At 72.5% G+C, this 26,979-nt stretch carries 17 protein-coding genes and 1 pseudogene; 6 read left to right on the forward strand and 12 right to left on the reverse strand.

The features are described 5' to 3' along the window. The first annotated feature begins 226 nt into the window (after window positions 1–226). The 3 genes from ACIBL4_RS09735 (at window position 227) to ACIBL4_RS09745 (ending at window position 7,439) form a co-directional block, all read left to right on the forward strand. A complete protein-coding gene (locus tag ACIBL4_RS09735; protein ID WP_399408188.1) occupies window positions 227–5,185 on the forward strand; it encodes an NAD-glutamate dehydrogenase in 4,959 nt (1,652 codons plus the stop codon). Window positions 5,186–5,317: 132 nt separating this feature from the next. Then, window positions 5,318–5,776 carry a GtrA family protein gene (locus tag ACIBL4_RS09740; RefSeq protein ID WP_399408190.1) on the forward strand — a complete coding sequence of 153 codons (459 nt, stop codon included), beginning with the start codon at window positions 5,318–5,320 and terminating at the stop codon, window positions 5,774–5,776. A gap of 121 nt (window positions 5,777–5,897) precedes the next feature. Beyond that, the gene (locus ACIBL4_RS09745; RefSeq protein WP_399408192.1) at window positions 5,898–7,439 is read left to right on the forward strand and encodes a hypothetical protein; all 1,542 of its coding nucleotides are present in this window, start codon (window positions 5,898–5,900) and stop codon (window positions 7,437–7,439) included. Between the two features lie 43 nt (window positions 7,440–7,482). Here ACIBL4_RS09745 and ACIBL4_RS09750 read toward each other — a convergent pair. The 6 genes and pseudogenes from ACIBL4_RS09750 to ACIBL4_RS09775 all read right to left on the reverse strand — a co-directional run bounded on the left by ACIBL4_RS09750 (window position 7,483) and on the right by ACIBL4_RS09775 (window position 14,876). Then, a pseudogene (locus ACIBL4_RS09750) lies at window positions 7,483–8,664 on the reverse strand (RNA polymerase sigma factor). Window positions 8,665–8,681: 17 nt separating this feature from the next. Beyond that, window positions 8,682–9,089 (reverse strand): YciI family protein, encoded by a 408-nt coding sequence (locus ACIBL4_RS09755; protein WP_399408194.1) that lies wholly within the window; start codon window positions 9,087–9,089, stop codon window positions 8,682–8,684. A 137-nt stretch (window positions 9,090–9,226) separates the two neighbouring features. Further along, a complete protein-coding gene (locus tag ACIBL4_RS09760) occupies window positions 9,227–10,873 on the reverse strand; it encodes a glycosyltransferase family 2 protein (protein ID WP_399408196.1) in 1,647 nt (548 codons plus the stop codon). Then, entirely contained in the window at window positions 10,870–13,065 is a 2,196-nt protein-coding gene (locus ACIBL4_RS09765; RefSeq protein WP_399408198.1) for a CDP-glycerol glycerophosphotransferase family protein, read from the reverse strand. Before ACIBL4_RS09765 ends, ACIBL4_RS09760 begins: the two co-directional genes overlap by 4 nt. Window positions 13,066–13,144: 79 nt before the next feature. Beyond that, window positions 13,145–13,969 carry an ABC transporter ATP-binding protein gene (locus ACIBL4_RS09770; protein ID WP_399408200.1) on the reverse strand — a complete coding sequence of 275 codons (825 nt, stop codon included), beginning with the start codon at window positions 13,967–13,969 and terminating at the stop codon, window positions 13,145–13,147. Continuing rightward, a complete protein-coding gene (locus ACIBL4_RS09775) occupies window positions 13,962–14,876 on the reverse strand; it encodes an ABC transporter permease (protein WP_356926925.1) in 915 nt (304 codons plus the stop codon). The genes ACIBL4_RS09770 and ACIBL4_RS09775 overlap by 8 nt, the downstream gene beginning before the upstream one ends. A 185-nt stretch (window positions 14,877–15,061) precedes the next feature. Between ACIBL4_RS09775 and ACIBL4_RS09780 the strand changes: the two genes are divergently transcribed. Then, a complete protein-coding gene (locus ACIBL4_RS09780; RefSeq protein WP_399408202.1) occupies window positions 15,062–15,688 on the forward strand; it encodes a TetR/AcrR family transcriptional regulator in 627 nt (208 codons plus the stop codon). Between the two features lie 19 nt (window positions 15,689–15,707). On the opposite strand, the gene galE is transcribed toward ACIBL4_RS09780, so the two are convergent. Both galE and ACIBL4_RS09790 read right to left on the reverse strand, forming a co-directional pair. After that, the gene (galE, locus tag ACIBL4_RS09785) at window positions 15,708–16,688 is read right to left on the reverse strand and encodes a UDP-glucose 4-epimerase GalE (RefSeq protein ID WP_399408204.1); all 981 of its coding nucleotides are present in this window, start codon (window positions 16,686–16,688) and stop codon (window positions 15,708–15,710) included. Between the two features lie 65 nt (window positions 16,689–16,753). Further along, a complete protein-coding gene (locus ACIBL4_RS09790) occupies window positions 16,754–18,370 on the reverse strand; it encodes a glycosyltransferase family 2 protein (protein WP_399409301.1) in 1,617 nt (538 codons plus the stop codon). A 172-nt stretch (window positions 18,371–18,542) separates the two neighbouring features. Between ACIBL4_RS09790 and ACIBL4_RS09795 the strand changes: the two genes are divergently transcribed. After that, on the forward strand, window positions 18,543–20,129 hold the full coding sequence (locus ACIBL4_RS09795; protein WP_399409303.1) for a glycosyltransferase family 39 protein: 1,587 nt from the start codon (window positions 18,543–18,545) through the stop codon (window positions 20,127–20,129). Between the two features lie 61 nt (window positions 20,130–20,190). On the opposite strand, the gene ACIBL4_RS09800 is transcribed toward ACIBL4_RS09795, so the two are convergent. After that, window positions 20,191–20,679, reverse strand: a complete 489-nt coding sequence (locus ACIBL4_RS09800; RefSeq protein ID WP_399408206.1) for a MarR family winged helix-turn-helix transcriptional regulator — start codon at window positions 20,677–20,679, stop codon at window positions 20,191–20,193. Between the two features lie 124 nt (window positions 20,680–20,803). Here ACIBL4_RS09800 and ACIBL4_RS09805 point away from each other — a divergent pair, with 124 nt between their 5' ends. Beyond that, entirely contained in the window at window positions 20,804–21,217 is a 414-nt protein-coding gene (locus tag ACIBL4_RS09805; RefSeq protein WP_399408208.1) for an organic hydroperoxide resistance protein, read from the forward strand. Between the two features lie 4 nt (window positions 21,218–21,221). On the opposite strand, the gene ACIBL4_RS09810 is transcribed toward ACIBL4_RS09805, so the two are convergent. From ACIBL4_RS09810 to ACIBL4_RS09820, 3 genes are all read right to left on the reverse strand, one after another. Further along, window positions 21,222–22,781, reverse strand: coding sequence for a hypothetical protein (locus ACIBL4_RS09810; RefSeq protein WP_399408210.1), 1,560 nt, complete (start codon window positions 22,779–22,781; stop codon window positions 21,222–21,224). A gap of 155 nt (window positions 22,782–22,936) precedes the next feature. Next, window positions 22,937–24,742 carry a hypothetical protein gene (locus tag ACIBL4_RS09815; protein ID WP_399408212.1) on the reverse strand — a complete coding sequence of 602 codons (1,806 nt, stop codon included), beginning with the start codon at window positions 24,740–24,742 and terminating at the stop codon, window positions 22,937–22,939. Continuing rightward, a complete protein-coding gene (locus ACIBL4_RS09820) occupies window positions 24,739–26,979 on the reverse strand; it encodes a CDP-glycerol glycerophosphotransferase family protein (RefSeq protein WP_399408214.1) in 2,241 nt (746 codons plus the stop codon). Before ACIBL4_RS09820 ends, ACIBL4_RS09815 begins: the two co-directional genes overlap by 4 nt.

Consider the following 26,979-nt stretch of genomic DNA (forward strand, 5'->3'; position numbering starts at 1 on the left):
TCGAGGACTCCCGGGACGCCGAGCACCACCCGGACCGAGGCGTCGCAGAGAGCAGCCTCACACCCGTGGGGCAGCTCAAGATTGGCTCAGACACCCCCGCTCATCTCACCTTGCGGCATAGCGTCGGAACAGACCGGATACCCCGAGTCACGACGTGACGTCGTAAGCGCAGAGGCCGTACTTCCTTCTACGTCACGCAACGGCGCGCGACAGGAGCCAGAGGACAATGCAGACCAAGCTGGACGAAGCCAAGGCCGAGTTGCTCGAGAGGGCCGCCCGGGTTGCTGAGAACAGCCCGGTCGGGGGGCACCTACCGACCGGGTCGACGGGCGAGGAGACCCCAGACGCCCAGGAGGCCCTTGATCGCGAGTCCCTGCTCTCGTTCCTCCAGCGTTACTACCTGCACACGGCCCCGGAGGACCTCACCGACCGCGACCCGGTCGATGTCTTCGGAGCCGCCGTCTCGCACTACCGGCTGGCCGAAAATCGCCCCCAGGGCACGGCCAACGTGCGGGTGCACACCCCCACGGTCGAAGAGAACGGGTGGACGTGCAGCCACTCCGTGGTCGAGGTCGTCACCGACGACATGCCCTTCCTCGTCGACTCCGTCACCAATGAGCTGACGCGGCAGGGGCGCGGGATTCATGTCGTCATCCACCCGCAGTTCGTCGTGCGGCGCGATGTCACCGGCAAGCTCATCGAGGTGCTGCCCCAGCCCGCGACCGGCATGGGCGACCTTCCGCACGACGCGCACATCGAGTCCTGGATCCACGTCGAGATCGACCGCGAGACCGACCGGTCCGATCTGAAGCAGATCACCGCCGACCTGCTGCGGGTGCTGTCCGACGCTCGTGAGGCCGTCGAGGACTGGGGCAAGATGCGGGAGGCGGCGATCCGGCTGGCGGAGGGGCTGCCGGACGAGCCCATCCCCGGTGATCTGCCCGGACCCCAGGTCGAGGAGGCCCGCGAGCTGCTGCGCTGGCTGGCCGACGACCACTTCACCTTCCTCGGCTACCGCGAGTACCAGTTGCGCGGGGACGACTCGCTGGCTGCCGTGCCCGGCACCGGCCTCGGCATCCTGCGCGCCGACCCGCACCACTCCGACCAGGAGAGCCACCCGGTCAGCCCGTCCTTCGAGCGGCTGCCCGCCGACGCCCGGGCCAAGGCGCGCGAGCACAAGCTCCTCGTCCTGACCAAGGCGAACAGCCGGTCTACCGTGCACCGGCCGTCGTACCTGGACTACATCGGGGTCAAGAAGTTCGACGCCGAGGGCAATGTCATCGGCGAGCGGCGGTTCCTGGGCCTGTTCTCCTCCGCCGCGTACACCGAGTCCGTGCGCCGGGTCCCGGTCATCCGGCGCAAGGTCGAGGAGGTCCTCGAACAGGCCGGGTTCTCGCCCAACAGCCACGACGGGCGCGACCTGCTCCAGATCCTGGAGACCTACCCGCGCGACGAGCTGTTCCAGACCCCGGTCGACGAGCTGCGGGCCATCGTCACCTCCGTCCTCTACCTCCAGGAGCGCAGGCGGCTGAGGCTCTACCTGCGCCAGGACGAGTACGGGCGCTACTACTCCGCCCTCGTCTACCTCCCACGCGACCGCTACACCACGGCCGTCCGCCTGCGGATCATCGAAATCCTCAAGGAGGAACTGGGCGGCATCAGCGTCGACTTCACGGCCTGGAACACCGAGTCGATCCTCTCCCGGCTGCACTTCGTGGTCCGCGTCCCGCAGGGCACCGAACTGCCCGAGCTGTCCGACGCCGACAAGGAGCGCATCGAGGCCCGGCTGGTGGAGGCCGCGCGCTCCTGGGAGGACGCCTTCGCCGAGGCGCTCAACGCCGAGCTCGGCGAGGAGCAGGCGGCGGAGCTGATGCGCCGCTATGCGCACGCCTTCCCCGAGGGCTACAAGGCCGACCACAATCCGCGCGCCGCGGTCGCCGACCTCGTCCACCTCGAACAGCTGAACGCCGAGGAGGGCCAGGACTTCGCGCTCAGCCTCTACGAGCCGGTGGGCGCCGCCCCCGAGGAGCGCCGCTTCAAGATCTACCGCACGGGCGACGCCATCTCCCTGTCGGCGGTGCTGCCGGTCCTCAACCGGCTCGGCGTCGAGGTGGTCGACGAGCGGCCGTACGAGCTGCGCTGCTCGGACCGGAGCGTGGCCTGGATCTACGACTTCGGCCTGCGCATGCCCCGCTCCCGCGGCGGCGGTGAGTACCTCGCCGACGACGCCCGCGAGCGGTTCCAGGACGCCTTCGCCGCCACCTGGACCGGCAAGGCGGAGAACGACGGCTTCAACGCCCTGGTGCTGAGCGCCGGGCTGACCTGGCGCCAGGCCATGGTACTGCGGGCGTACGCGAAGTACCTGCGGCAGGCGGCGTCCACGTTCAGCCAGGACTACATGGAGGACACCCTCCGCAACAACGTCCACACCACCCGCCTGCTCGTCTCCCTGTTCGAGGCGCGGATGTCGCCGGACCGGCAGCGCGCGGGACACGAGATCGTGGACGCGCTGCTGGAGGAGGTCGACGCGGCCCTCGACCAGGTCGCGAGCCTCGACGAGGACCGGATCCTGCGATCCTTCCTCACCGTCATCAAGGCGACGCTGCGGACCAACTTCTTCCAGGAGGCGGCGGGCGGCAAGCCGCACGACTACGTCTCCATGAAGTTCGACCCGCAGGCCATCCCGGACCTTCCGGCGCCGCGCCCGGCGTTCGAGATCTGGGTGTACTCGCCGCGCGTCGAGGGCGTGCACCTGCGCTTCGGCAAGGTCGCGCGCGGCGGTCTGCGCTGGTCCGACCGCCGTGAGGACTTCCGTACGGAGATCCTCGGCCTGGTCAAGGCGCAGATGGTGAAGAACACCGTCATCGTGCCGGTCGGCGCCAAGGGCGGCTTCGTCGCCAAGCAGCTGCCCGACCCGAGCGTCGACCGCGACGCGTGGATGGCCGAGGGCATCGCCAGCTACAAGACGTTCATCTCGGCGCTGCTCGACATCACCGACAACATGGTGGCCGGCGAGGTCGTGCCCCCGGCGGACGTCGTGCGGCACGACGAGGACGACACCTACCTCGTCGTCGCCGCCGACAAGGGCACCGCGACCTTCTCCGACATCGCCAACGGCGTCGCCGAGCAGTACAACTTCTGGCTCGGTGACGCCTTCGCCTCCGGCGGCTCGGCCGGCTACGACCACAAGGGCATGGGCATCACCGCCCGCGGCGCCTGGGAGTCCGTCAAGCGGCACTTCCGGGAGCTGGGCGTGAACACGCAGGCCGAGGACTTCACGGTCGTCGGCATCGGCGACATGTCCGGTGACGTGTTCGGCAACGGCATGCTGCTCTCCGAGCACATCCGCCTGGTGGCCGCCTTCGATCACCGGCACATCTTCATCGACCCGAACCCGGACGCCGCCACCTCCTACGCCGAGCGCCGCCGCCTGTTCGAGCTGCCGCGTTCCAGCTGGGAGGACTACAACAAGGAGCTGCTGTCGGCCGGCGGCGGCATCTTCCCGCGTACGGCCAAGGCGATCCCGGTCAACGCCCACATCCGCGAGGCCCTCGGCATCGAGGCCAAGGTCACCAAGCTGACCCCCGCCGACCTGATGAAGGCGATCCTCCAGGCCCCGGTGGACCTGCTGTGGAACGGCGGCATCGGTACGTACGTGAAGTCCTCCACCGAGTCCAACGCGGACGTCGGTGACAAGGCCAACGACGCCATCCGAGTCGACGGCAAGGACCTGCGCGTCAAGGTCGTCGGCGAGGGCGGCAACCTGGGCCTGACCCAGCTCGGCCGGATCGAGTTCGCGCTGCACGGCGGCCGGATTAACACCGACGCCATCGACAACAGCGCGGGCGTGGACACCTCCGACCACGAGGTGAACATCAAGATCCTGCTCAACGGCCTGGTCGCGGACGGCGACATGACCGTCAAGCAGCGCAACAAGCTGCTCGCCGAGATGACCGACGAGGTCGGCCACCTGGTGCTGCGCAACAACTACGCGCAGAACACGGCGATCGCCAACGCCCTCGCCCAGTCCAAGGACATGCTCCACGCCCAGCAGCGCTTCATGAAGCACCTGGTCAGGGAGGGCCACCTCGACCGGGCGCTGGAGTTCCTGCCCACCGACCGGCAGATCCGCGAGCGGCTCGCCCAGGGGCAGGGCCTGACCAGCCCGGAGACGGCCGTCCTGCTGGCGTACACGAAGATCACGGTCGCCGAGGAGCTGCTGCACACCTCGCTGCCCGACGACCCGTACCTGCGGGGCCTGCTGCACTGCTACTTCCCGACCGCGCTGCGCGAGCAGTTCGCCGAGCGCATCGACGGCCACCCGCTGCGCCGCGAGATCACCACGACCGTCCTGGTCAACGACACGGTCAACACGGGCGGTACGACGTACCTGCACCGCCTGCGCGAGGAGACCGGCGCGTCCCTGGAGGAGATCGTCCGGGCCCAGACCGCGGCGCGTGCGATCTTCCGCTCCGCCGAGGTGTGGGACGGGGTCGAGGCGCTCGACAACAAGGCCGAGGCCGACGTCCAGACCCGCATCCGGCTGCACTCGCGGCGCCTGGTGGAGCGCGGCACGCGCTGGCTGCTCAACAACCGGCCGCAGCCGCTCCAGCTCGCCGAGACCGTCGACTTCTTCGCCGACCGGGTCGAGCAGGTCTGGGGGCAGCTGCCGAAGCTGCTGCGCGGCGCGGACCTGGAGTGGTACCAGAAGATCTACGACGAGCTGACGGACGCCGGCGTCCCGGACGAACTCGCCACCCGCGTGGCCGGGTTCTCCTCCGCCTTCCCGACGCTCGACATCGTCTCGGTGGCCGACCGCATGGGCCGGGAGCCGCTGGACGTCGCCGAGGTGTACTACGACCTCGCCGACCGGCTGCGGATCACCCAGCTCATGGACCGCATCATCGAGCTGCCCCGCGCCGACCGCTGGCAGTCCATGGCCCGCGCGGCGATCCGCGAGGACCTGTACGCGGCGCACGCGGCGCTGACCGCCGACGTCCTGGCGGTGGGCAACGGCACCTCGACGCCCGAGCAGCGCTACAAGGCCTGGGAGCAGAAGAACGCGGCGATCCTCGGCCGGGCCCGCACCACACTGGAGGAGATCCAGAGCTCCGAGGCATTCGACCTCGCGAACCTGTCGGTCGCGATGCGGACGATGCGGACACTGCTGCGGACGCATTCGTAGCAGTACGGCGTCCTGGGCGCCCCGGGCCGATTTCCGGCCCGGGGCGCTTTCTTCTTGGCGTGCGCCTTCTTCTTGGCGTGCCTTAGGGCGATTCGAGTGGAGGACTTACGGTTTCCGGCTAAGGCTTGGGGCGTGACAGTGAATCTCTCCGAGGAGCGGGCGGCCGCTCCCACCCCGCCGGTCAAGCGCGTCGTCGTCGAAGTGGTGAACTTCGCGCTGGTCGGCGGGAGCGGCGTCGCGGTGAACTTCCTGGTGTTCAACGTGCTCCTGCACGGGCTGCACCGGGCCGCCATGCCGGCGACCGTGCTGGCCAGCCTGATCGCCATGGGCACCAATTACCTCGGGTTCCGGTATTTCACCTACCGGGACAGGGCGTCCCGCACCCGGCGCCAGATCGCGCTGTTCTTCGGCTTCAGCGGAATCGGCGTGGCCATGGAGAGCGGGCTGTTCTACGCCGGATACCACGGGCTCGGCCTGACCGGTCCCCTCGAGTCCAACGCGGTCAAGGCGGCCTCCATCGTGCTGGCCTCCGCCTTCCGCTTCCTCGTCTACCGCACCTGGGTGTTCCAGCACGATGCGCACCGCACCTAGGGGGCTTCTGATGGATCTCCGCAGCGTCGCGGCGCCCGGCACGCCCTCCCCCACTCTCGGCTTCGCTCGAGCGGGGGCACCCCCATGCCGCACGGTGCGGAGGGCCAGGTGGCTCCGCCACATGACCCTCCGCACCGCACGCCGATCGCACGCGCCGAACGCCGCTCCTTCTCCTGCGGAGATCCATCAGAAGCCCACTGGACCAGCGGTCCTCGCCGCGCAGGCGGCGGCCGCGGTGGTCGTTCTGCTGCTGGTCCTCGTGATCGTCCGGCTGCCGTGGGCCGGGGATCTCGGCATGCACGCCGCGACCGTCCAGCGGCTGCGGCACGACCTCGTCGACCCGGGCAATCCGCTCGTCGACGCGGACACGCCGAGCCCGTACTACTCGCCCTGGATGCTGGTGCTCGGCTGTGTCGCCCGGGTGAGCGGTCTGTCGGTCTTCGTGGTGCTGCGGCTGGGGGCGCTGGCCGGGCTCGCACTGCTGCTGTCGGGGGTGTGGCGGTACGCGCGGACGCTGAGCGGCCATCGTGCCGCGCCCGCGCTGGCCGTACTGAGCCTGCTGTTCCTGTGGGGGACGGCCCTGTTCAACTGGAGCGGCTTCTACGGGCTCAACTCGCTCGCGCTGACGGTGTCGTATCCGAGCGTGTTCGCGCTGGGGCTCGCGTTCCACCTCTGGGCGTGGCTCGGGCGGGCGGTGCGCGGCGACGGTGGCTCGGGCTGGGGCGTGTGGCTCGGTCTGGGGGCGCTGTGGGCGCTGATCCTGTTGTGCCATCAGTTCTCGGGAGTGGTGGCCACGCTGGGGGCGGTCGCGACGGTGGTGGCCGCGCGGCCGGGCCGGGCGGTGTGGGTCCGGCTGGGCGGTGGGCTGGTGCTGGGGCTGATCGTGCTGCTGCTGTGGCCGTACTACGACTTCTTCGCGCTGTTCGGGGCCGGTGCGGATCTGGAGTCGGTGCACCGGCCGTTGTACGAGGACCTGGTCGGACGGTACTGGCTGGTGCTGCTCGGGGTGGTGGCGCTGGGGATGCGGTGGCGGCGGGACCGGTGGGATCCGCTGGTGCTGTTCTTCGTTCTGGGAGCCGCCGTGGTGGCGGCGGGCGGGGTGAGCGGGCACTGGTCGTGGGGCCGGGCGCTGCCGGCGGCCTTGATTCCGGCGCAGGTGGCTGTGGCGGTGGAGGTGGGGGAGGCCGGGCGGCGGCAGGCTCGGGTGGCGTGGGCATGTGTGCTGGGGGCGGCCTTGGCCGTGGGGGCTTGGACGCAGGTCGGGACGGTCGGGTACGTCGTGAAGCCGCGGGACCTGCCGGAAGCCGTCGCGGAGAAGTACCGGCGGCCCTGGGCGGGGTACTTCTGGATGACGCCGTGGGTGAAGTACGGGGACGTGGTGATGGCCCGGGATGGACGGCCGGCCCGGCAGATCCCCGCGTACGGGGCGTACACCGTGGCGCCTGGGTATCCCGACTTTTTCCTGGCGGGGGAAGGGCGGCGGGCGGCGGCTGTGCGCAGGTATTTCGGTCAGGGGGCCACAGGGCGGGAGCGCGAGGAGATTCTTCGGGAGTACGGGGTGCGGTGGGTCGTGGACAAGGGGGCGGCTGGGAAACGTGGTGTGCGGTTGCGGGAGGTGACTCGGGGACCCGAGGGGCAGGTGTTGTACGCGGTGGTGCGGTGACTCGCGCTCGGTGTGCCGGGGAGCCGCTCTTGGGCGCGGCCCGTCAGCGGCTTCGGCGGGCGTTGAGCCGGGCGGCCTGGCGTGTCAGGTGCGCGCGCTCGGCGAGGTTGGGTGCCCGGTGGGCCGCCTCGGCGTACAGGCGGGCCGCCGTCGCCAGGTCGCCGTCGCGCTCGTGGAGGTAGGCCGCCACCGCGGTGTGGCGGGGCAGTGAGGCGTCCAGGGCCGCGAGTGCCGCGAGGCCGGCGCGCGGTCCGTCGGCCTCGCCGACGGCGACCGCGCGGTTGAGCCGGACGACCGGGCTGTCGGTCAGGCGCGTGAGCTCGTCGTACCACTCGACGATCTGCGCCCAGTCGGTCTCCTCGGCGGTGGGCGCGTCGGCGTGCAGGGCCGCGATGGCGGCCTGCGCCTGGAACTCGCCCAGCCGGTCGCGGGCGAGAGCCCCCTGAAGGATCATGACCCTCGGCGATCAACGCGGTGTCCCACCGGCCGCGGTCCTGCTCGGCGAGCGGCACCAGGCTGCCGTCGGGCGCGGTCCGGGCAGCACGCCGGGCGTGGTGGAGCAGCATGAGGGCGAGCAGCCCGGCCACCTCGGGATGGTCGATGGACGCGGCGAGCTGCCGCGTGAGCCGGATGGCCTCGGCGGCGAGGTCGACGTCGCCGGAGTAGCCCTCGTTGAAGACGAGGTAGAGGACGCGCAGCACGGTGGCGACGTCGCTGGGCCGGTCGAAGCGCACGCCGGAGACGGTGCGCTTGGCCCGGCTGATGCTCCCCCAGTTCTCGACTTCGCTCGAACCGGGGGGACCCCCATCGCCATGGTCGCCTCGGGCACCAGATAGGCCTCGGCGATCTGGCGGGTGGTCAGCCCGCCGACGGCACGCAGCGTGAGCGCGACCGCCGATGCCGGGGTCAGCGACGGGTGGGCGCACAGGAAGTAGAGCTGGAGCGTGTCGTCCACCGCGGGTGCCGGCCCGGGCACCGGCTCCTCCTCGACACGGTCCTCGCGCCGACGGCGGGCGGCGTCGGCGCGCGTCGCGTCGAGGAACTTGCGCCAGGCCACGGTCACCAGCCAGCCCTTGGCATCCCGCGGGGGATCGGCCGGCCAGACCCGGAGCGCCTCGACCGGGGCGTCCTGCACGGCGTCCTCGGCCGCCGTGAAGTCGGCTCCGCGGCGGACGAGGACGGTGAGCACGCTCGGCGTGAGGCTCCGGAGCAGGGCCTCGTTCATCCGGGTCACCTGGGAGGTCACTCCGTGATGGTGGGCCGCACGCCGTAGAACGGGCGCAGCTCCAGCCACTCGTGGATGGGCTTCCCGCCCGCACCGGGGGCGGCCGACAGTTCCCCGGCCAGCTCCACGGCCCGCTCGTAGCTGTCGACGTCGATCACCATCCAGCCGGCGATGAGGTCCTTGGTCTCGGCGAACGGTCCGTCGGTGACCGGCGGGCGTCCCTCGCCGTCGTAGCGGACCCACGTTCCCTCGGGCGCCAGCGCCTGGCTGTCGACGAACTCGCCGGTCTCCTCGAGCCGGGCCGCGAAGTCGCGCATGTACTGCAGGTGGGCCGAGATCTCCTCGGGGCTCCACTGGTCCATCGGCACGTCGTTGGCCGAAGCCGGGGCGCCGCGGTAGTGCTTCAGCAGCAGGTACTTGGCCATCGTGTTCCCCTCGGGGCTCGTGCGACCCATTGTGGTCGCGTTCACCCCGGGGACGGAGCCGGACGCGGGTTCTCGACATGTCCGTCGACATCCGCGTCGATTTGTTTCCCCGCCTGTCCCAACTCTGGTGGCGAGGCTTACCGCAACGCGCTCGCCACCAGGCGGGCCGCCCTCTTCACCCGGGGCTTCGCCACCCGGCGGGCCAGCGGGCGGATCAGGGTCGCCGTCAGGCCCAGCGGTTCCCAGCGGACCTGCAGGCGGCCCGGGCCGTGCCCCTCCGGTTCCAGGGTCAGGCGGTGGCGGGGGACCTGGGTCGTCAGGGCCGGGAACGTCAGGGGCGCCAGGAGCAGACCCGTGTGGGTCAAGCCCTGGTGTTCCAGGCGGAGCAAGGGGTGGCGGACTCCGGCGAAGCCGTGGAAGGGGAGGGGCGCGGCCGCCAGGTCCAGGTGGGCGTGGCCTTCGAAGATGCCGGGGCGGACGGGACAGAGGCGGAACGGGACGCGCAGCCGGCGCCGGCCCGGGGCGATGAGGAGGGTCGCGCGCTGGGGGCCGACCGGGAGGCGCAGCGCCGGGTCGTACGTGCGGATGGCGAGGTCGACCGAGGCGCCGGGCCCCCGAGTGATCTCCGTGATCTCGTGGCGGAACTGGGCGCTCGGGAAGGGGCGCGTCTCCAGTTCCAGGTCGGAGATGTCCAGTTCGCGGCGGGACCATGCGGTGGACGGGATCCGGTCACCCCAGTACATGCGGCCGTCCCCGTCCGTCGTGACCTGCCTCGGTGCCACACCGTGGCCCAGGCCCCGGGACGCCAGCCCGGCCTCCGGCAGGCGGCGGTCGCGGATCAGCTGGATGACCACGCGCTCGGCGCGGGGGAGGCGGGCGAACGCGCCCGGGGTGAGCGTGTCCAGGTACGGCGTGACGATGTCCGCGAAGGCGGACAGCCACTCCTCGTCCCGGTAGGGCAGGTCACCGGCGTACATCCGGAAGTCGTGCTTGAGGAACTTGTGGTCCTTGTCCTCCCGCAGCGACTCGTGCCCGCTCTCGGCCAGGAACGCGTCGATGAGGTGCTGCACGTGGACGCGGTCGCGGACGTTGGTGAGCTTGTGCCGCTGGTTGGATATCGAGGCCGCGTCGGAGGCGGCGAACGGGGCGACGTACCAGCGGTACACCGGCTCCGGGATGATCGTGAACGCCTTGGCCAGGCAGTACGCCTGGGCCGAGAACAGCTGGTCCTCGTAGTGGATGCCCTCGGGGAAGCGCAGGCCGTGCCGGTCGAGGAAGGCGCGGGCGTACATCTTGCTGGTGGCGAGGTGCTCGAACAGCATCCGCGGGTCGGCCTCGATGCCCTCGAGGGTGCGGCGCTCGGCGACCAGGTGCGGCATCCACGTCGAGCGGCGGCCGTTGTCGACCCGGATCCGCTGCACCGCGCCCATCGCGAAGTCGATCTCGCGTTCGCGGTGCGCGGCGAGCAGCAGTTCGACGGCGTCCTCGGGGAGTTCGTCGTCGCTGTCGAGGAACATCAGGTACGGCGCCCGGGCGATCTCCAGGGCGCGGTTGCGCGGCGCGCTGCATCCGCCGCTGTTCTCCTCCAGGCGCAGGTGGCGGATGCGGGGGTCCTCGGCGGCCAGGCGCCGTGCGACCTCGGGGGTCTCGTCCGTCGAGTGGTCGTCGCTGATGACGATCTCCACGTTCGCGTGGGTCTGCCGGCGGACCGAGTCGACCGCGCGGGGGAGGCGTTCGGCGTCGTTGTGGACGATGACCGTCACGGTGACGTCGGGGGTGCTCATGCGGTCGCCTCCTGCGGGGTCGGGGCCGGGGTGCGTTCCTCGATGGGCAGCACCGGCGGCAGGGACCGTTCGTCCTGGCCGAGGAAGACCCGGCGCACGACGCGTTCGGCGGCGCGTCCGTCGTCGTACTCGCAGAACCTGCGACGGAAGACGGCCCGGGCCTTCGCCGCGCCCTCGTCGCGCCAGGCCTCGGTGGCGAGGATCTCCGTCAGCTCCTCCTGGGTGCGGGCGACGGGGCCCGGGGCCTCCGCCATCAGGTCGAAGTAGACGCCGCGCGTGGTGCGGTACGTCTCCCAGTCGTCGGCGTGGATCACGATCGGCCGGTCGAGGTTGGCGTAGTCGAACATGATCGAGGAGTAGTCCGTGACCAGGGCGTCCGCCGCCAGGCACAGCTCCTCCACCGGGTCGTAGGAGGAGACGTCGATGATCCGGCCCGCGCGGCGCAGGTTGGTGAGCGGGGAGGCCGCGCCGCCGTAGAAGTAGTGGCCGCGGACGAGGAGGACCGTGCCGTCGCCGAGGCGGTCGGCGAGGGCGGCCAGGTCCAGGCGTGGGGTCCAGCCGGCCTCGTAGTCGCGGTGGGTCGGCGCGTAGAGGACGGCCCGGCGGCCCGGCGCGATGCCGAGCCGGTCGCGGACCCTGCGGATGTCCTCGGCGCCGGCCGTGTAGTAGACGTCGTTGCGCGGATAGCCGTGGTCGAGGGAGACGTAGTGCGACGGGTACGCGCGCTCCCACATGCGCGTGGTGTGGCTGTTGGCGGAGACGCTGAAGTCCCACTTGTCGATGCGCTCCAGCAGCGCCTGGAAGTCCAGGCCCTGCGCGGCCGCCGGGTACGCCATCTGGTCCAGGCCCATGCGCTTCAGGGGCGTGCCGTGGTGGGTCTGGAGGTGGATCGCGTCGGGGCGCTTGACCACCGCGTTGGGGAAGTTGACGTTGTTGACGAGGTACTTGGCGGTCGCCAGCACCTCCCAGTAGCGGCGGGTGCCGGGCACGACGTGGTCTGTGCCGGGCGGCAGCAGGGCCGCGTTCTCCTCGGTCACCACCCACACCGGGTGGATCTGCGGGGCCAGTTCGGCGAGTTTCGCGGCGATCGCGGCCGGGTTGCAGGCGACGCCGCGGTTCCAGTACGCCGCGAACACCGCCAGGTGGGGGTTGACCGGGCGGCCGAGCGCCCTGCGGTACTGGTGGTCGCGGAGCTTGGCGCCGGCCTGCCGCTTGCGGGCCCGTACGGCGGACTTGGCGGTGCGGCGGGTGCGGTTGACGGCCTGGAAGGCCCGGTACCTGCCGTAGGCACCCTCTTCGAGCAGGGAGCGGCGGATGCCTTCGAGTCCGGCGGGGCGCCGGTAGCCCTCGGGACGGCGGCGCAGGGCGGCCAGGGACGCCCGGCGGAAGAACTCCCGCGCGACCTCCTCCGGCATGCCGCCGCGCGCGAAGGTGAGCAGGCAGTCGCGGACCATGACGTCGTAGAGCACGGCGTGCGCGGCGCGCCGGTCCCGGGTGAGGTCGAGGAGCGACTCGTAGCGCTCGACGAGGCCGTAGTGCTGCTCGGGGGTGACCGGGGGCAGGCTCGCGGGGCGCAGCCTGCGGTCCTCGTAGGCGACGTGCGGCAGGCAGGCGACACGGTCGGCGAGCAGCAGGGCGGCCAGGGCGGCGTACGGCTCGTCGTCGGTGGTGAGCCGCTGCTCGTGCGCCCGCCAGAAGTCCGCGCGCAGCACGCGGGTGCCGAGCAGCGGGGTCAGGCGCAGCAGGGGCGCGCAGTCGTCGAGGGGGACGTCGGCCCGGCCCGCCCGGGTCAGCAGGGAGCCGTCCCGGGAGGGCATGCCGGAGGTGTGCCAGGTGCTGCGGACGTGGTCCAGGAGCAGGACGTCCACCTCGCCGGGCAGCTCGGCCACCCGCTCGGCGACCGTGCGCGGGGCGCCGGCGGGCAGGCCGTCCTTGGCGTGGACGAAATGCAGCCAGCGCCCAGTGGCCCGCGCCGCGCCCGCCGCCCGGGCCGCGGCGTCGCCCGTGCCGTCCGGCAGCGGCACGACCTGTACGTCCGGGGTGTGCCGCTCGGCCGTCGCCCGGGCCCAGTCGCCGACCGCGGCCACGATGAGCTCGGCGTCCGGCAGGGGATGGGCGGCGAGGGAGTCGAGGAGTTCCGTCAGGTGGTCCTGAACGTTCGGCCCGTGGACGATGACGCTCAGCTCGGCCATCACGGGGACTCCTTCTCGCGGCGGCAGCCTATGCGGTCATGGTGCCATCAATGAGACAAAAGGGCCGATCGAGTGCGCCTCACGAGGGAACAGAGGCCTTCGGCTTGGCCTTGGGTGACTTGTCGCCGGTGAACGCCTCGTACTCCTTCAGAACGTCCTCCGTCGGCCCGTCCATGAGGAGTTCCCCGCGTTCCAGCCACAGCACGCGGTCGCAGGTGTCGCGGATCGACTTGTTGTTGTGGCTGACCAGGAACACCGTCCCGGCGTGCTTGCGCAGCTCGCGGATGCGGTCCTCGGAGCGCTGCTGGAAGGAGCGGTCACCGGTGGCCAGGGCCTCGTCGATCAGCAGCACGTCGTGGTCCTTGGCGGCGGCGATGGAGAACCGCAGCCGCGCCGCCATGCCGGAGGAGTACGTGCGCATCGGCAGCGTGATGAAGTCGCCCTTCTCGTTGATGCCGGAGAAGTCGACGATGTCCTGGTAGCGGTCCCTGACCTGCTCGCGGGACATGCCCATGGCCAGGCCGCCGAGGTACACGTTGCGCTCGCCGGTCAGGTCGTTCATCAGGGCCGCGTTGACACCGAGCAGGGAGGGCTGGCCGTCGGTGTAGATATGGCCGTTCTCCACGGGGAGGAGCCCGGCGACGGCCTTCAGCAGGGTCGACTTGCCGGAGCCGTTGGTGCCGATCAGGCCGATCGCCTCGCCCCGGTAGGCGACGAAGGACACGTTCTTCACGGCGTGCACCCGGCGCACGCCCGACGCCTTCTCCGTCTGCTTGCGGCGCACGATGCGGTTGAGGGCGGCGGTCGCGGAGCCGCGTCCGGCGCCGGTGCCGTTGACGCGGTAGACGATGTCGACGCCGTCGGCGACGACGGTGGGGATCCTGTCGTTGGCGATGTCAGCCACGGCCGTACGTCTCCTCAGCCTTCCAGAAGTAGATGAAACCGCCGACGCCGGCGACCAGCGCCCAGCCGGCGGCGAGCGCCCACACATGGGCCGGGAGCTGGCTCGCGTGGAAGCTGTCGATCAGGGCGAAGCGCATCAGGTCGATGTAGACGGCGGCCGGGTTGGCCGCCAGCGCCACCGTCACCACGTGCGGCAGGCTGTCCTTCTGCGCCAGCTTGTCGATGCTCCACATGACGCCCGAGACGTACATCCAGGTACGCAGCACGAACGGCATCAGCTGGGCGATGTCCGGCGTCCTGGCGCCCATCCGGGCCATGACCATGGAGACGCCCGCGTTGAACGTGAACTGCAGGAACAGCGCCGGCAGCGCCAGCAGCCAGGACACGCTGACCGGCACGCCGAAGCAGAGCAGGATGACGACCAGGGCGCCCATCGAGAACAGCAGCTGCTGGAGCTGCTGGAGGCAGAACGACAGGGGCAGCGCGGCGCGCGGGAAGTGCAGGGCGCGCACCAGGCCGAGGTTGCCGGAGATGGCGCGGGTGCCCGCCATGATCGAGCTTTGCGTGAACGTCCAGATGAACACGCCCGTGACCAGGAACGGGATGTAGTCCGGCACGCCGTGCTTGGTGCCGAGCAGCACGCCGAAGATGAAGTAGTAGACCGCCGCGTTCAGCAGCGGGGTCATCACCTGCCAGACCTGGCCGAGCTTCGCCTGGCTGTACTGGGCGGTGAGCTTGGCGGTGGCGAACGCGGTGATGAAGTGGCGGCGGGCCCACAGCTGGCGGACGTACTCGGGCAGGGCGGGGCGGGCGCCGCTGACGGAGAGGCCGTGGCGGGCGGCGAGGGCCGCGAGGTCGTCGTCGGCCGGGGCCGGTGCTTGGGGCGGTGTGTGGAGGACCTGGCTCACATCCGCTGCTTTCGTTCGGGGGGTGTGGGACCTGTGGGGTCGTGAAGAGTGAGGGGATGAGCCGGTTCTCACCGGACTCCTCACGACTTCTTACGTCGGGACGGGACCGTATCGTCGCAACGCGAGCGTAAGCCGTCGGTACGTCGGAACGCAACCGTTTCGTCGTGACGCCCTATGCTGTCGGCATGACGACGAAGCCCGACGAGTCCCAGCAGCCCCCGCGCCGCCGGGCCCCCGCGGGGGCCGCCGTACTGCGGGAGGACGTGACGGAAGCCATCCGGGCGGCCGTCTTCGAGGAGCTCGCGGCCGTCGGCTACGCGCGGATGTCCATCGAGGGGATCGCACGCCGGGCGGGGGTCGGGAAGACGGCGGTGTACCGCCGCTGGCGCTCCAAGCTGCACCTGGTCCTCGACATCGTCTCGGCGCTCGCCGTGCAGGGCCTGCCCGTGCCGGACACCGGCTCCCTGGAGGGCGACCTGCGGCTGCTGTACGAAGTGACCTCCCGCGCCCTGCGCCACCCCGTCGCCTCGCAGGTCATCCCCGACCTCCAGGCCGAGGCGGCCCGCAACCCCGAGATCGCCGAGGCCCTCCAGAAGGCCCTGCGCGAGGGCCAGGACGGGGTCGCGACCGGCATCGTCACGGCGGCGGAAGCCCGCGGCGAACTCCGCCGGGGCGTCGACCACGACCTGGCCCTCGACCTGATCTCCGGCCCGCTCTACTGGCGCTCGGTGGTGATCCGCAGCCCGAAGCTGCCCAAGGGGTATCTGGGGTCGCTGGCCCGGGCCACGGCGGGGGCGTTGAAGGCGCTGTAGTTCCGCCGGACGGCCCGGGTCAGCCCCGCGCCGCCTCCGGATGCAGACGCACCCAGCCCTGCCACGCCGACGTGATCATGTCCTGGACGTCGTGCCGGGCCTTCCAGCCCAGCTCCGCGGCAGCGCGCTCGGCGGAGGCGACGACCCGGGCCGGGTCGCCCGGGCGGCGGGGCGTGACCGTGGGCGGCCGGTCGTAGCCGGTCACCGCGTTGATGCGGTCGATCATCTCGCGGACTGAGACGCCCTCGCCCCGGCCGATGTTGAGCGTGAGGTCGCGGCCGGGGGAGGAGCGCAGCACCCGGGCCGCCGCGACATGGGCCTCGGCCAGGTCGACGACATGGATGTAGTCGCGTACGCAGGTGCCGTCCGGGGTCGGGTAGTCGTCGCCGAAGACGCGCGGCGGCGCGTCCTGAGTGAGCTTCTCGAAGACCATCGGGACGAGGTTGAACACGCCGGTGTCCGCGAGCTCCGGGCTCGCCGCGCCGGCCACGTTGAAGTAGCGCAGGGACGCGGTCGACAGCCCGGTCGCCCGGCCCGTCGCGCGCACCAGCCACTCACCGGCCAGCTTGGTCTCGCCGTAGGGTGACATGGGCACGCAGGGGGTCTCCTCGGTGACCAGGTCCACGTCCGGCATGCCGTACACCGCCGCCGAGGACGAGAAGACGAAGGACGGCACCCGCGCCGCCGTCACCGCGTCCAGCAGCACTCGCAGGCCCTCGACGTTCTCCCGGTAGTAGTGCAGCGGCTGCTCGACCGACTCGCCCACCTGCTTCTTCGCCGCGAGGTGGACGACGCCGGTGACCGCGTGGTCCGCGAGGCTGCGCGCGAGCCGCTCGCCGTCCAGCGTGGAGCCCACGACCAGCGGCACCCCGTCGGGCACGCGCTCGGCGATACCGGTGGACAGGTCGTCGTACACCACCGCCTGTTCGCCCGCCGCGGTCATCGCCCGCACGACGTGCGCTCCGATGTAGCCGGCGCCGCCGGTGATCAACCAGGTCATGTGCGGCCGTCCCCTCGTCAGTTGGCCCGTGGTGGTGGTGCTCGTGCCGATACGTCGTCGTGCCCTCAGTGAAGCAGGCGGCGCAGCCTTCCGCGTACGACGGACAGCACACCGGGTACGCCGGGCGCGACGCGCAGCGCCAGCGCGCCCGAGTGGGTGGCGTACGGCTGTACGAGTACCACGCCGTGCCGGGCGCTCGGGACGGCGCTGCGGCGCAGCAGGCCGGCGCCCGTGAGGGCGTGGGCCGTGACGTCGCGGCTCACGCCTTCGCGGAAGCGGATCCGAAGGCGCAGGTCCCAGGTGCCCACGCCGGGCGCGGCCAGCGCCGGGAGGTCCACGGTCGTCTCCGCCGACCAGGTGCCGGACGACGGCACCAGCGCGGTCGTGCGGCGGACCGCCTCGTCCCCGTCGTCGCGGTGCCGCCACTCCACCTCCACCGCCTCCGGGCCCGCCTGTGCCACCCGGCCGTACAGCTCGTGCAGGCGCAGCCGGAGCCGGGCGCCCCGCGCGCGTGGCCGCAGCTCCGCGTCGACGGCGAGGGGCAGCACGGGCACGGGCCGGGTGAGCAGCGGCTCCAGGGAGACCTGCGGGAGGTCCTCCGACCAGACGGGCGTGCCGTCCGCGGCCCGGGCGTACGGCGGGTACAACCGGGCCGGGCGGGCCGCCAGCTCCCGCAGCCGGGGCAGGTCGCGCGGCTCCGGGGAGGCCAGGACGACCCGCCCCGCCAGCCGGCCGGGAGCGGCCGGGTTGCGGGCCCAGTCGTCCGCGTCGTACTCCGCGAGATGCGCCCGCGTGATCTCCCACCACGCGCGCCGGTAGGCGGCGTCGCGCAACCCCAGTTCCCGCAGGTACATCCGCAGGTCGTGGTCGAGGAACTTGGCGCGTGCCACCCGCGCGAGTTCCTTCTGCCCGGCGCCCAGCAGGATCTCGTACGCCTGCCGGCACGCCTCCGTACGGGCCCGCCAGTTCTCGACGCCGGCCCGGTCCAGCGAGATCGACAGCCGCTCGGCGGACCGGCGCACGTGCCAGACGTACACCCGGTCCGGAATCAGGACGATGCGCGGGGCCGCGGCCAGCACGCGCGCGGTGAAGACGACGTCCTCGTAGGGGAAGCGGCCCTCGGGGAAGCGGATGCCGTGCTTGCGCAGGAAGCCGGTGCGGTAGAGCTTGTTGACGCAGAGCGTGTCGTGGACCAGGAGCGGGCGCTGCGCCGGGTGCGGTACCACGGCGTGCAGCGTGTACAGGCGCGCCTGCCAGGGTACTTCGCGCCCCGACGGCAGTTCCCGGCGTACGCACAGGCCGCCCGCGACCTCCGCGTGCGCGCCCGTCGCCGCGTCGAGCAGCGCGTCGACCGCGCCGGGCGGCAGGACGTCGTCGCTGTCCAGGAACATCACGTACGACGACGTCACCGCGTCGAGCCCGGTGTTGCGCGGGGTGCCGCAGCCGCCGCTGTTGGCCCGGCGGCGGATGACCTTCAGCCGGGGCTCCGACGCGGCCAGCCGGCCGAGCAGATCGGCGCTGCCGTCCGCCGAGCAGTCGTCGACGGCCACGACCTCGCGCACGGCCGGGCCCTGGGCGAGCGCCGAGCGCACGGCGTCCGTCACATGGGCGGCGTCGTCGTAGCCGATGACGACGACGGCGACCTGGGGGAGGGGCCTCTCGGGGCTCTGTACGGCATGCATCACGGCGGCATTCATTACGGCGGATCGTAAGCCGGGTGAATGACATGAAAGTGGTAACACACCATCAAATGTCATCAAAGCCAGCGTAACGGCACAGAATCGGCCCGTGATGAGCGGACAGTCCGGGGGGAGCGGCCGGCTGGGCACGGGCGTGGTGCCCGTGGCGGTTCCCATGGCGGTGATGCTCGCGATCGGGCTGTGGGGCCTGGACCGCGGTGGCATGTGGGGCGACGAGAGCGTCACCTTCCAGGTCGCGCAGCGCACGGTGCCGCAGATCTGGCGGCTGCTGCACGACGTGGACGCGGTGCACGGCCTGTACTACCTGTTCATGCACGCCGTCCTCGCCGTCCACCCGGGCGAGGTCGTCCTGCGGCTGCCGTCGGTGTGCGCGGCGACGGCGACCGCCGGCCTGGTCGCGGCCCTCGGCGTCCGGCTGGCCGGGCCGCGGGTGGGCCTGGGGGCCGGTCTCCTCTACGCGATCACGCCGATGACCGGCCACTACGCCCAGGAGGGACGGTCGTACGCGCTCGTCGCGGCGGGCGTGGCGGGGGCGACGCTGCTGCTGCTCAGGGCGGTGGAGGCGGCCACCGCCCGGGCCTGGTGGCCGTACGGGACCGTCGTCGCCCTGACCTGTCTGCTGCACGAGCTGGCGGTGCTGGTGCTGTGCGCGCACGCGATGACGCTGGCGCTGCTGCGGGTGCCGAGGGCGGTGTGGACGGCGTGGGGGCGCGCGGCCGGGGTGGTGGGCCTGCTCCTGCTGCCGCTGGCGTGGGTGTCGCAGGGGCAGTCCCAGCAGGTGGCGTGGCTGGTGACGCCCGGGTGGGACAGGGCCGAGAGGCTGCTGCGGAACTTCTGTCCCGGCCCGGCCGGGGTGGCCTTCCGGGCGTCGCTGCCGCTCATGGCCGTCGGGCTCCGGACCCGGCGACTGGCGGCGGTGGCGCTCCCCCTGCTGCTGGCGCCACCGGTGATCCTCATGACCGTGTCGCAGGCGCGGCCGCTCTTCCACGACCGGTACGTGCTCTACTCCCTGGCGGGAGCGTCCCTGCTGGTGGCCGCCGGAGCCGGGCGGGTGGCCGCAGCGCTGGGGCGGCTGCGGTTCGACGGGCGCCGGGTACGGGTCGGCGGCCGGCAGGTGCGGGTTGTGCTGGGCATCACCGGCGTCCTCGCCCTCACCGCCACCTTCATCCACCAGCTCCCCGTCCACCGCCAGCACCGGTCCGCCGCGCACCGCCCCGACAACCTCGCCGTCGTCTCCGCGCTCGCCCTGAGCCAGCTGCGCCCCGGCGACCCGGTGCTGTTCGTGCCGTCGGTCGGGAGGCTCGCCGCGCTGGCCTACCCGAAGGGGTTCCGGCAGGTGCGGGACATCGCGCTGCGGGAGTCGGCCCCGCGCTCCGGGACCCTGTGGGGCCGTGAGGCGACCCCCGCGGAGCTGCGGCACCGGCTCGCCTCGGTGGACCGCGTCTGGACCGTCGCGGAGGCGTACGCACTGGATCCGCGCTGGTCTCCGCGCGACCCGGTCGAGCGCGTGAAACGGGCCGTCCTGGCGGAGGAGTTCACGGTCCGGGAGGAACACGCCGGGGGCGGGGTGGTGCTGCGCCTCCACGTACGGAGGACCCCGGCGGACGCACCAGCCAGTGATGAGCCGTCCACCGGGGTGGCGACCGCCGGTGAGCCGTTCGCCATGCGCCGTGACAGCTCGGGGTTTCGTGTCGAGCGCCGGCCGTCGGTGGTTGATCGCGCAGTTCCCCGCGCCCCTTGATGCCCGACGTACCGGCCGCCGATGAGCCGCCCGGCGCGTTCACCGAGACCCCCCGCCTCCGCTACGACCGCCCGTCTCCCGGCGAACCGCCCGCCGCCTCCGCGAGCGCGGCCGCGTCCAGTGCCGTGGTGAGTTCGTCGACGCGGGCGCGCAGGGCGCGGATCTCCTCCGGGCCGAAGCCCGTCGAGGCGGCGATCCGGCGCGGTACCTGAAGCGCTCGCCGCCGCATCGCCGTGCCCTCCTCGGTCAGCCGCACCTCCACCGACCGCTCGTCGCGCGCACTGCGCTCCCGGCGTACGAGCCCCGCCGCCTCCAGCCGCTTCAGCAGCGGCGACAGCGTGCCGGAGTCCAGGCGCAGATGCTCCCCGAGCTTCTTCACGGGCAGCTCCCCGTGCTCCCACAGCACCAGCATCACCAGGTACTGCGGGTACGTGAGCCCGAGGTCCTTGAGGATCCCGCGGTAGACGCCGTTGAAGGCGCGGGATGCCGCGTGCAGCGAGAAGCAGATCTGCTGGTCCAGGCGGAGCCAGTCGTCGTCCGGCGTGTTCATGCTTCCAGGATAGCTCGCGCCCACCATTCAATTGCCCACAACTTAATTGTGTGCTCTAATTCTGGGCGTCAGGCGGCCCGGAAGCGGGCCGCCGAACGTTGACGTGTGAGAGGGAATGATTTCCATGGACGCGCTCTACACCGCTGTCGCCACCGCCACCCACGGCCGCGACGGCCGCGCCGTCAGCTCCGACGGCGTGCTGGACCTCGCGCTGGGCGTACCCCAGGCGATGGGCGGCAACGGCCAGGGCACCAACCCCGAGCAGCTCTTCGCCGCCGGGTACGCCGCCTGCTTCGGCAGCGCCCTCGGCCTCGTCGGCCGCCAGGCCAAGGTCGACGTCAGCGACGCCGCCGTCACCGCCGAGGTCTCCATAGGCAAGCAGGGCGAGGGCTTCGGGCTCGCCGTCACCCTCCGCGTGGAGCTCCCCGACAGCGTGGACGAGACGACCGGCCGCAAGCTGGTCGAGCAGGCCCACCAGGTCTGCCCGTACTCCAACGCAACCCGCGGCAACATCGAGGTCGACCTCGTCATCGAATAGGCGGTCACCCCCCGACCCGCGCCAGCACCTCCCCTGTCCGTCTGCTCCACGCCACCACCACAGCCTCCTCGGGCACCGGGTGCCAGCGCGTCAGCAGCAGCCAGCGCACGTGATAGCGGCGGACGACGGCGGCCCGCTCGGCGCGGGTCGAGTCGGGGGCCAGATAGGCGCGGACGTCGGCCGCCCGGCGCTTCCGCTCGCGTTCGTCGAGGGCGGGGTCGGGCCAGATGGGCGCGGCGAGGTTCGGCCCGTACCCGGCGATGGAGTGGCCGGCCAGATACCCGTCGGTGATCACCACCTCGCCCGGCCCGATGTGCCGCGCCGCCCAGTCGTACGACGGCCAGCGCGTCGGCTGCGCGAACCCCACCGGGTCGACCGAGCGCGGCACGACCGCCCCGGCGTGCACGGTGACGAACCCGACGCACACCCCGGCCGCCGCCGCCCCGCCCAGCACCCTCCGGGCCCGCCGCCAGGGCCGGGGCGCCGCCAGCTCCACCGCCAGCGCGAACTGCAGCGGCAGCAGAACGGCCCACAGGGCCCGGGCGTACGTGTAGTGCCCGCTCACCCAGCCGTATGCCACCAGCAGACCCTGCAGCAGGCACATGAGCACCAGCGGGTCCCGTACCGACCGGCGGGCCCGCAGCCAGAGCGCGGGCGCGCCGAGCAGCGCCAGCCAGGAGTTGGCGAGCATCCCCTCGTACAGCCGCCGGTGCATCGCGTCCATGCCGGTGTCGCCCACCAGCGACAGGACGTCGTAGTACGGCCACGACACGGCGAGTGCCGCGCAGGACCCACCGGCGAGCGCCCAGCGCGCCACGACCGGCCGGCGCCACCCCCGCTGCCGCGACGCCACGACCGCCACCGCCCCGACGAGCGCCGAGGCCGCCGTGACGGGATGGGTGAGCAGGATCAGCCCGTACAGGGCGCCGATCCCGGCGTACCCCCACCAGCCGCCGAGCCCGCTCGGGCCGACGAACCGCACGGCCGGGGCGTCCTCCCGCGCGCGCCCGCAGGTCCAGGCCCACGCCCAGAACGTCAGCCCGATCGCGACGGCGGACGGATAGCCCAGGTTCGTCGTCATCGACATCAGCCCGAGGTAGCCGCTCCACAGGATCCGCGCCGTGCCCCACAGCAGCGTCATGAACAGCAGCGCCAGGACCGGCGCCCACGGGCGCGCCGTGAGGGCCCGGACGAAACGGCCGATCCCCGTCAGCAGCACCAGCAGATGCACCGGCCCGGCGAGCTTCACCACCGCCCAGCCGGTCAGCCCCGTCAACCGTGCCAGGACGCCCTGGGCTACGGCGTACGGCCCGTAGTACGGGCTGCCCTCGCCCGGCAGATCGGCCATGGTGTGGGCCGGATGCAGCAGGTCGGCCTTGAGGCGCTCGACGACCGCCGCGTGCTGTCCGGCGTCGCAGCACAGCGGGACCCGCCAGTACGCCAGCGTCATCACCAGCCAGAACAGGGCGCCGAAGAACTGGTACGGCGTCGGCCGCCCCACGCGGCCGCCGCGCAGCGCCGTCGCGCCACGCACGGTCCGCCGGACGAGGACTCCGGCGCTCACAGGACTGTCGGAAGGGCGAGGGTCTGGGGCATGCGCCGAATGTTCCCGCCGCTGCCGCAGGCCTGACCCCGGGTCACTTCATCGGGTGAGACGGCTACACCCACCTGCCGATGCACCCGCTTGCCGCCGTCTGCCGATACACCCGCCCGCCGCCGTCAGTCGCACAGCGCCCGCTCGGCCGCGACCGGCCAGCGCGCGAACCGGAACTGGGTCCGTTCGACGGCCCCCGTGAGGTTCCGCCAGAACCGCTCGGCGGTCAGCGGCGCGCGCACCGACTCCCTCAGCTCGGCCAGCTCACCGCAGCCCAGCGCCGCCCGGGCCGCCTCGACCGCCTCCCGCGGGGCCCCGGCCCGCAGCAGGTCGCGCTGCGGCGGGTGCCGCACGGCCCACTCCGCGAAGACCCAGTAGTTGCGCAGGAACTTCTCGTGCCCGGGCCAGCTCCACCGCTCCAGCGCGAGATGCGCGCCGACGGGACTGGCCAGTCCCCAGGCGTCGTTGACATAGGCGTCGAGCGGCGCCGCGGCTCCCGTGACACCGAGATGGCGTCCCACGATCACCACGTGGTACGGGGAGTCCTCCCGCATGGGCGTGGCGTGCAGCCGGCGCCCGGCGTCGAAGTACAGCAGCGTCGGCCGGGGCGCCCGCGCGGCCCGGGCCAGCATGCCGCGCCCTTCCGGCAGGGACGGCCAGTTGTCCACCCAGGTGGCGGTGCGCACCGGGTTGTGGTCGCCGAGGCCCTCCACGTCGGAGCTGCGCACATTGAAGGAGCCGGGCGTGCTGCGCACGTCGAACGGCTCCCGCAGCGGGCTGACCGCAGCGCACAGCCACACCAGCAGCAGCGCGCTCGCGACCCCCGTGAACCTGGTCGCGGGCACGACCAGGACCGGCAGGAGCAGCAGCAGGAGGGCGGGCAGGATCATGCGGGCGTGCATGTAGTCGCCGCCGACGCGGACGACGTACCCGGCCAGCAGCGCACCCGCCGCGAGCGGCGCCAGCAGCACCGCGAGCGAGGCCCGCCCCAGGGCGCGGTCCCGCCGTTCCAGCCGGGTGCGCCGCACGAGGAGCACGGCCAGCGCGGCGAGCACGGGCACCACGGGCCACAGCCAGTAGGGCCCCAGCGTCTCCTGCACATAGCCGGCGCCCCGGCCCCAGTCGCTGGCGCTCGCCTCCTTGGCGATGGCGGGCAGCGGCACCAGGACCCCGTAGTACCCCGCTCGGAAGACCTCGTACGCCAGCGGCAGCGCCACCGCCGAGGCCGCCATCGCCGCGGTGTCCCGCCGGGACGGGCGCAGCACCCACCACTGCGCCGCCAGGAAGCACACCGTGACCACCGCCAGATCGGGCCGGACCAGCGGCCCCAGCCCGAACACGAAGGCGGCGGCGCAGGTCACCCGGGCCCGCCGACCGCGCCGGGTGCCCGTCAGCAGCCACCACGACAGGCCGGTCCAGAAGGTGCCGAGGCCGCTCTCCAGGCCCGAGGTCATGTACGACCAGAACGGCGGCACGGCCAGCAGCACGAACACACCGGCCGGGAGCAGCGGCCCCGCGCCCCGGTGCAGCCGGCACGTGGCGATCAGGGCGAGCGCGAATCCGGCCGTGCTCAGCAGCAGCCCCAGCCCGACCGCGAGGAACGCCGGGTCCTCGCCGGAGATCCAGGTGCCGAGCGCGAGCAGCCACTGCCACAGGGTGCCGGTCGAACTCTCCGCCCGTTCCCCGACGTTGAACACGGGCCCGTTGCCGGCCAGGATCTGCCGGACCGGACGCAGGTAGATCAGCCCGTCGTCGCAGATCCAGCGCCGCCGGTAGCCCAGTACGAACAGGGCCGCGGTCGGGACGGCGACGAGGGCCGCGTGCCACCAGTGCACCGGCCGCAGCCGCTCGACGACGGTCGGGGGCCGTGCCGAGGAGGCCCGCTGGCCGGGCAGGGAGGGAACGGCCTCGGGGCCGGCGGGGGTTCTCATCGCTCGATCAGCGCCCCTGACCGGGCAGGCAGCCCCGGTGTGCGGCGGGCCGCGGGCAGCAGCGCACCGCCCCGTTCGCCCAGCATCAGCAGGCGTACGACCCGCTCGGCGGCCTGCCCGTCCTCGAACTCGCAGTACCGGTCCCGGAAGCCCGCCCGCAGCCGCGCCGACTCCGCGTCCTGCCAGGTGCCCGAGGCAAAGAGCCAGGCCAGTTCCCGGTAGGAGCGCGACACGTGCCCCGGTGCGTCGGCCGTGATGTCGAAGTAGGCGCCCCGGCTCGCCGTGAACGCCCCCCAGTCGTCCGCGTGGATCACGACCGGCCGGTCCAGGAGGACGTAGTCGAACATCAGGGCGGAGTAGTCGGTGACCAGCGCGTCGGCGGCGAGCAGCACGTCCTCGACGTGCGGCTCGTCGGTCGCGTCCACCACCACGCCCCGCCGGTGCAGGTCGGCCAGGCCCAGGCCGCGCGCCACACCCCCGGCCAGCGAGGGGTGCAGGCGGACGACGAGTGTGTGGCCGGGGCCGAGGTCCGCGGCGAACCGGGCCAGGTCGAACCGGTCGACGTGACCGCCCCGCCGGTAGTCGCGGCGGGTCGGCGCGTACAGCACGACCGTGTGGCCGGCGGGGACGCCGAGCCGCTCGCGGACGGCCCGGCCGCGCTCCGGGCCGGCGCCGACCAGCACGTCGTTGCGCGGGCTGCCGGTCCGCAGCGAGGTGAAGTGGCACGGGTAGGCCCGCTCCCAGGCCCGCTCCGCGTGCCGCCCGGCGACCAGGCTGTAGTCCCAGCGGTCGGCGCGGCGCAGCATCTGCGGCACGTCGAAGCCGTGCCGGGCGCCCGGCTTGGTCAGCAGGTCGGCGCCCATGTACTTGAGCGGGGTGCCCTGATGGGTGTGGATGTGGACGCTGCCGGGCCGCTTGGCCAGGGTGCCGGGCCAGTTGACGTTGTTCACCCAGTACGTGGCCCGCGCCATGACCTCGTGGTAGCGCCGCGAGCCCGGCGTGACGTGGTCGATGCCGGGGGGCAGCGCGTCCACCGCGTCCTCCCGGACCACCCACACGCCCCGGATGTGCGGGGCGAGTTCGCGGGCCTTGGCGTGGATCGCGGCCGGGTCGCCGGACACGCCCCGGTGGTGGGTCGCCGAGTAGACGGCGAGATGCGGATCGAGGGGCCGCTTCGACTGGGCCCGGTACCAGGTGCGCACGGCGGTCTCCGACGCCTTCCGCGCCACCGCCCGCTGCCCGCCCAGGACGGTGGCGCGCACGTCCCGCAGTCCCCGCACCGCCGCGTACGACGCGTAGGGCGCCGACGCCAGCAGCCGCATCTCGACCCCGCGCCAGCCCTCCGGCTCAGGGAATCCGCCCTCGGGGAGGTGACGGCGGTGGAAGGAGCGGATCTCGCGGTAGAAGTCGCCCCGGTCCGCGGGCCGCACCCTGTACTCCCGGGCCAGCACGAACAGCATGTGGTCCAGGGCCCGCTCCAGCAGCAGCGGCCGTGCCCAGTCCAGGTCGGGGCGCTGCTCCAGGAACGCGAACAGGCCCTCGTACTGCGGGAAGATGTCGAAGTGCCGACGCCCCGGCGTCTTGGTGATCGCGCCCTGCCGGCGTTGCCGGTACTCCACCCCGATCCGGTCCAGGCAGGCGATACGGTCCGCCAGCACCATCGACCGGTAGGTGACCGGCGCGTCCTCGTACAGCCCCGGCGCGTAGCGCAGGCCGTGCTCCTGGAAGAAGGACCGGCGGTACGCCTTGTTCCAGGCGACCAGGAAGAGGTTCAGGTACTGCGGGCTCTCCCGGATCGAGAAGGTGTCCAGGCCCGCCGCGGCCAGCAGGTCCGCCGCCTCGCTGCGCCCGCCCCGGCCCCACCAGTGGGTGCGCACGTGGTCGAAGACCAGGATGTCCGGCTCGGCGGTCGCTTCGAGGCGCGCGGCGACGGCCGCCAGCAGGCCCGGCGTGTAGTGGTCGTCGCTGTCGAGGAACAGGACGTAGTCGCCGGCCGCCTGCTCCAGACCGGCGTTGCGGGCCCGGCCGAGGCCGACGTTCTCGGGCAGGTGCAGCACCCGCACCCGGGCGTCGCGGGCCCCGTACTCGTCGAGGATCGCACCGCTGCCGTCGGGCGAGCGGTCGTCCACGGCGATCACCTCGAAGTCGCCGTACGACTGGCCGAGCACCGAGTCGAGACACTCGCGCAGGAAGCCCTGCACCTTGTAGACGGGGACGATGATGCTGAAGCGGGGCAC

Origin of the sequence: Streptomyces sp. NPDC050416, assembly GCF_044458845.1 — a bacterium.
Classification (GTDB): domain Bacteria; phylum Actinomycetota; class Actinomycetes; order Streptomycetales; family Streptomycetaceae; genus Streptomyces.

Bases quoted from the DNA above. Each gene is read 5' to 3' on its own strand.
- ACIBL4_RS09790 (WP_399409301.1), bottom strand. From the start codon at position 18,370: ATGCATGCCGTACAGAGCCCCGAGAGGCCCCTCCCCCAGGTCGCCGTC.
- ACIBL4_RS09800 (WP_399408206.1), bottom strand. From the start codon at position 20,679: ATGAACACGCCGGACGACGACTGGCTCCGCCTGGACCAGCAGATCTGC.
- ACIBL4_RS09805 (WP_399408208.1), top strand. From the start codon at position 20,804: ATGGACGCGCTCTACACCGCTGTCGCCACCGCCACCCACGGCCGCGAC.
- ACIBL4_RS09780 (WP_399408202.1), top strand. From the start codon at position 15,062: ATGACGACGAAGCCCGACGAGTCCCAGCAGCCCCCGCGCCGCCGGGCC.
- galE (WP_399408204.1), bottom strand. From the start codon at position 16,688: ATGACCTGGTTGATCACCGGCGGCGCCGGCTACATCGGAGCGCACGTC.
- ACIBL4_RS09795 (WP_399409303.1), top strand. From the start codon at position 18,543: ATGGCGGTGATGCTCGCGATCGGGCTGTGGGGCCTGGACCGCGGTGGC.
- ACIBL4_RS09815 (WP_399408212.1), bottom strand. From the start codon at position 24,742: ATGAGAACCCCCGCCGGCCCCGAGGCCGTTCCCTCCCTGCCCGGCCAG.
- ACIBL4_RS09745 (WP_399408192.1), top strand. From the start codon at position 5,898: ATGACCCTCCGCACCGCACGCCGATCGCACGCGCCGAACGCCGCTCCT.
- ACIBL4_RS09755 (WP_399408194.1), bottom strand. From the start codon at position 9,089: ATGGCCAAGTACCTGCTGCTGAAGCACTACCGCGGCGCCCCGGCTTCG.
- ACIBL4_RS09765 (WP_399408198.1), bottom strand. From the start codon at position 13,065: ATGGCCGAGCTGAGCGTCATCGTCCACGGGCCGAACGTTCAGGACCAC.
- ACIBL4_RS09760 (WP_399408196.1), bottom strand. From the start codon at position 10,873: ATGAGCACCCCCGACGTCACCGTGACGGTCATCGTCCACAACGACGCC.
- ACIBL4_RS09735 (WP_399408188.1), top strand. From the start codon at position 227: ATGCAGACCAAGCTGGACGAAGCCAAGGCCGAGTTGCTCGAGAGGGCC.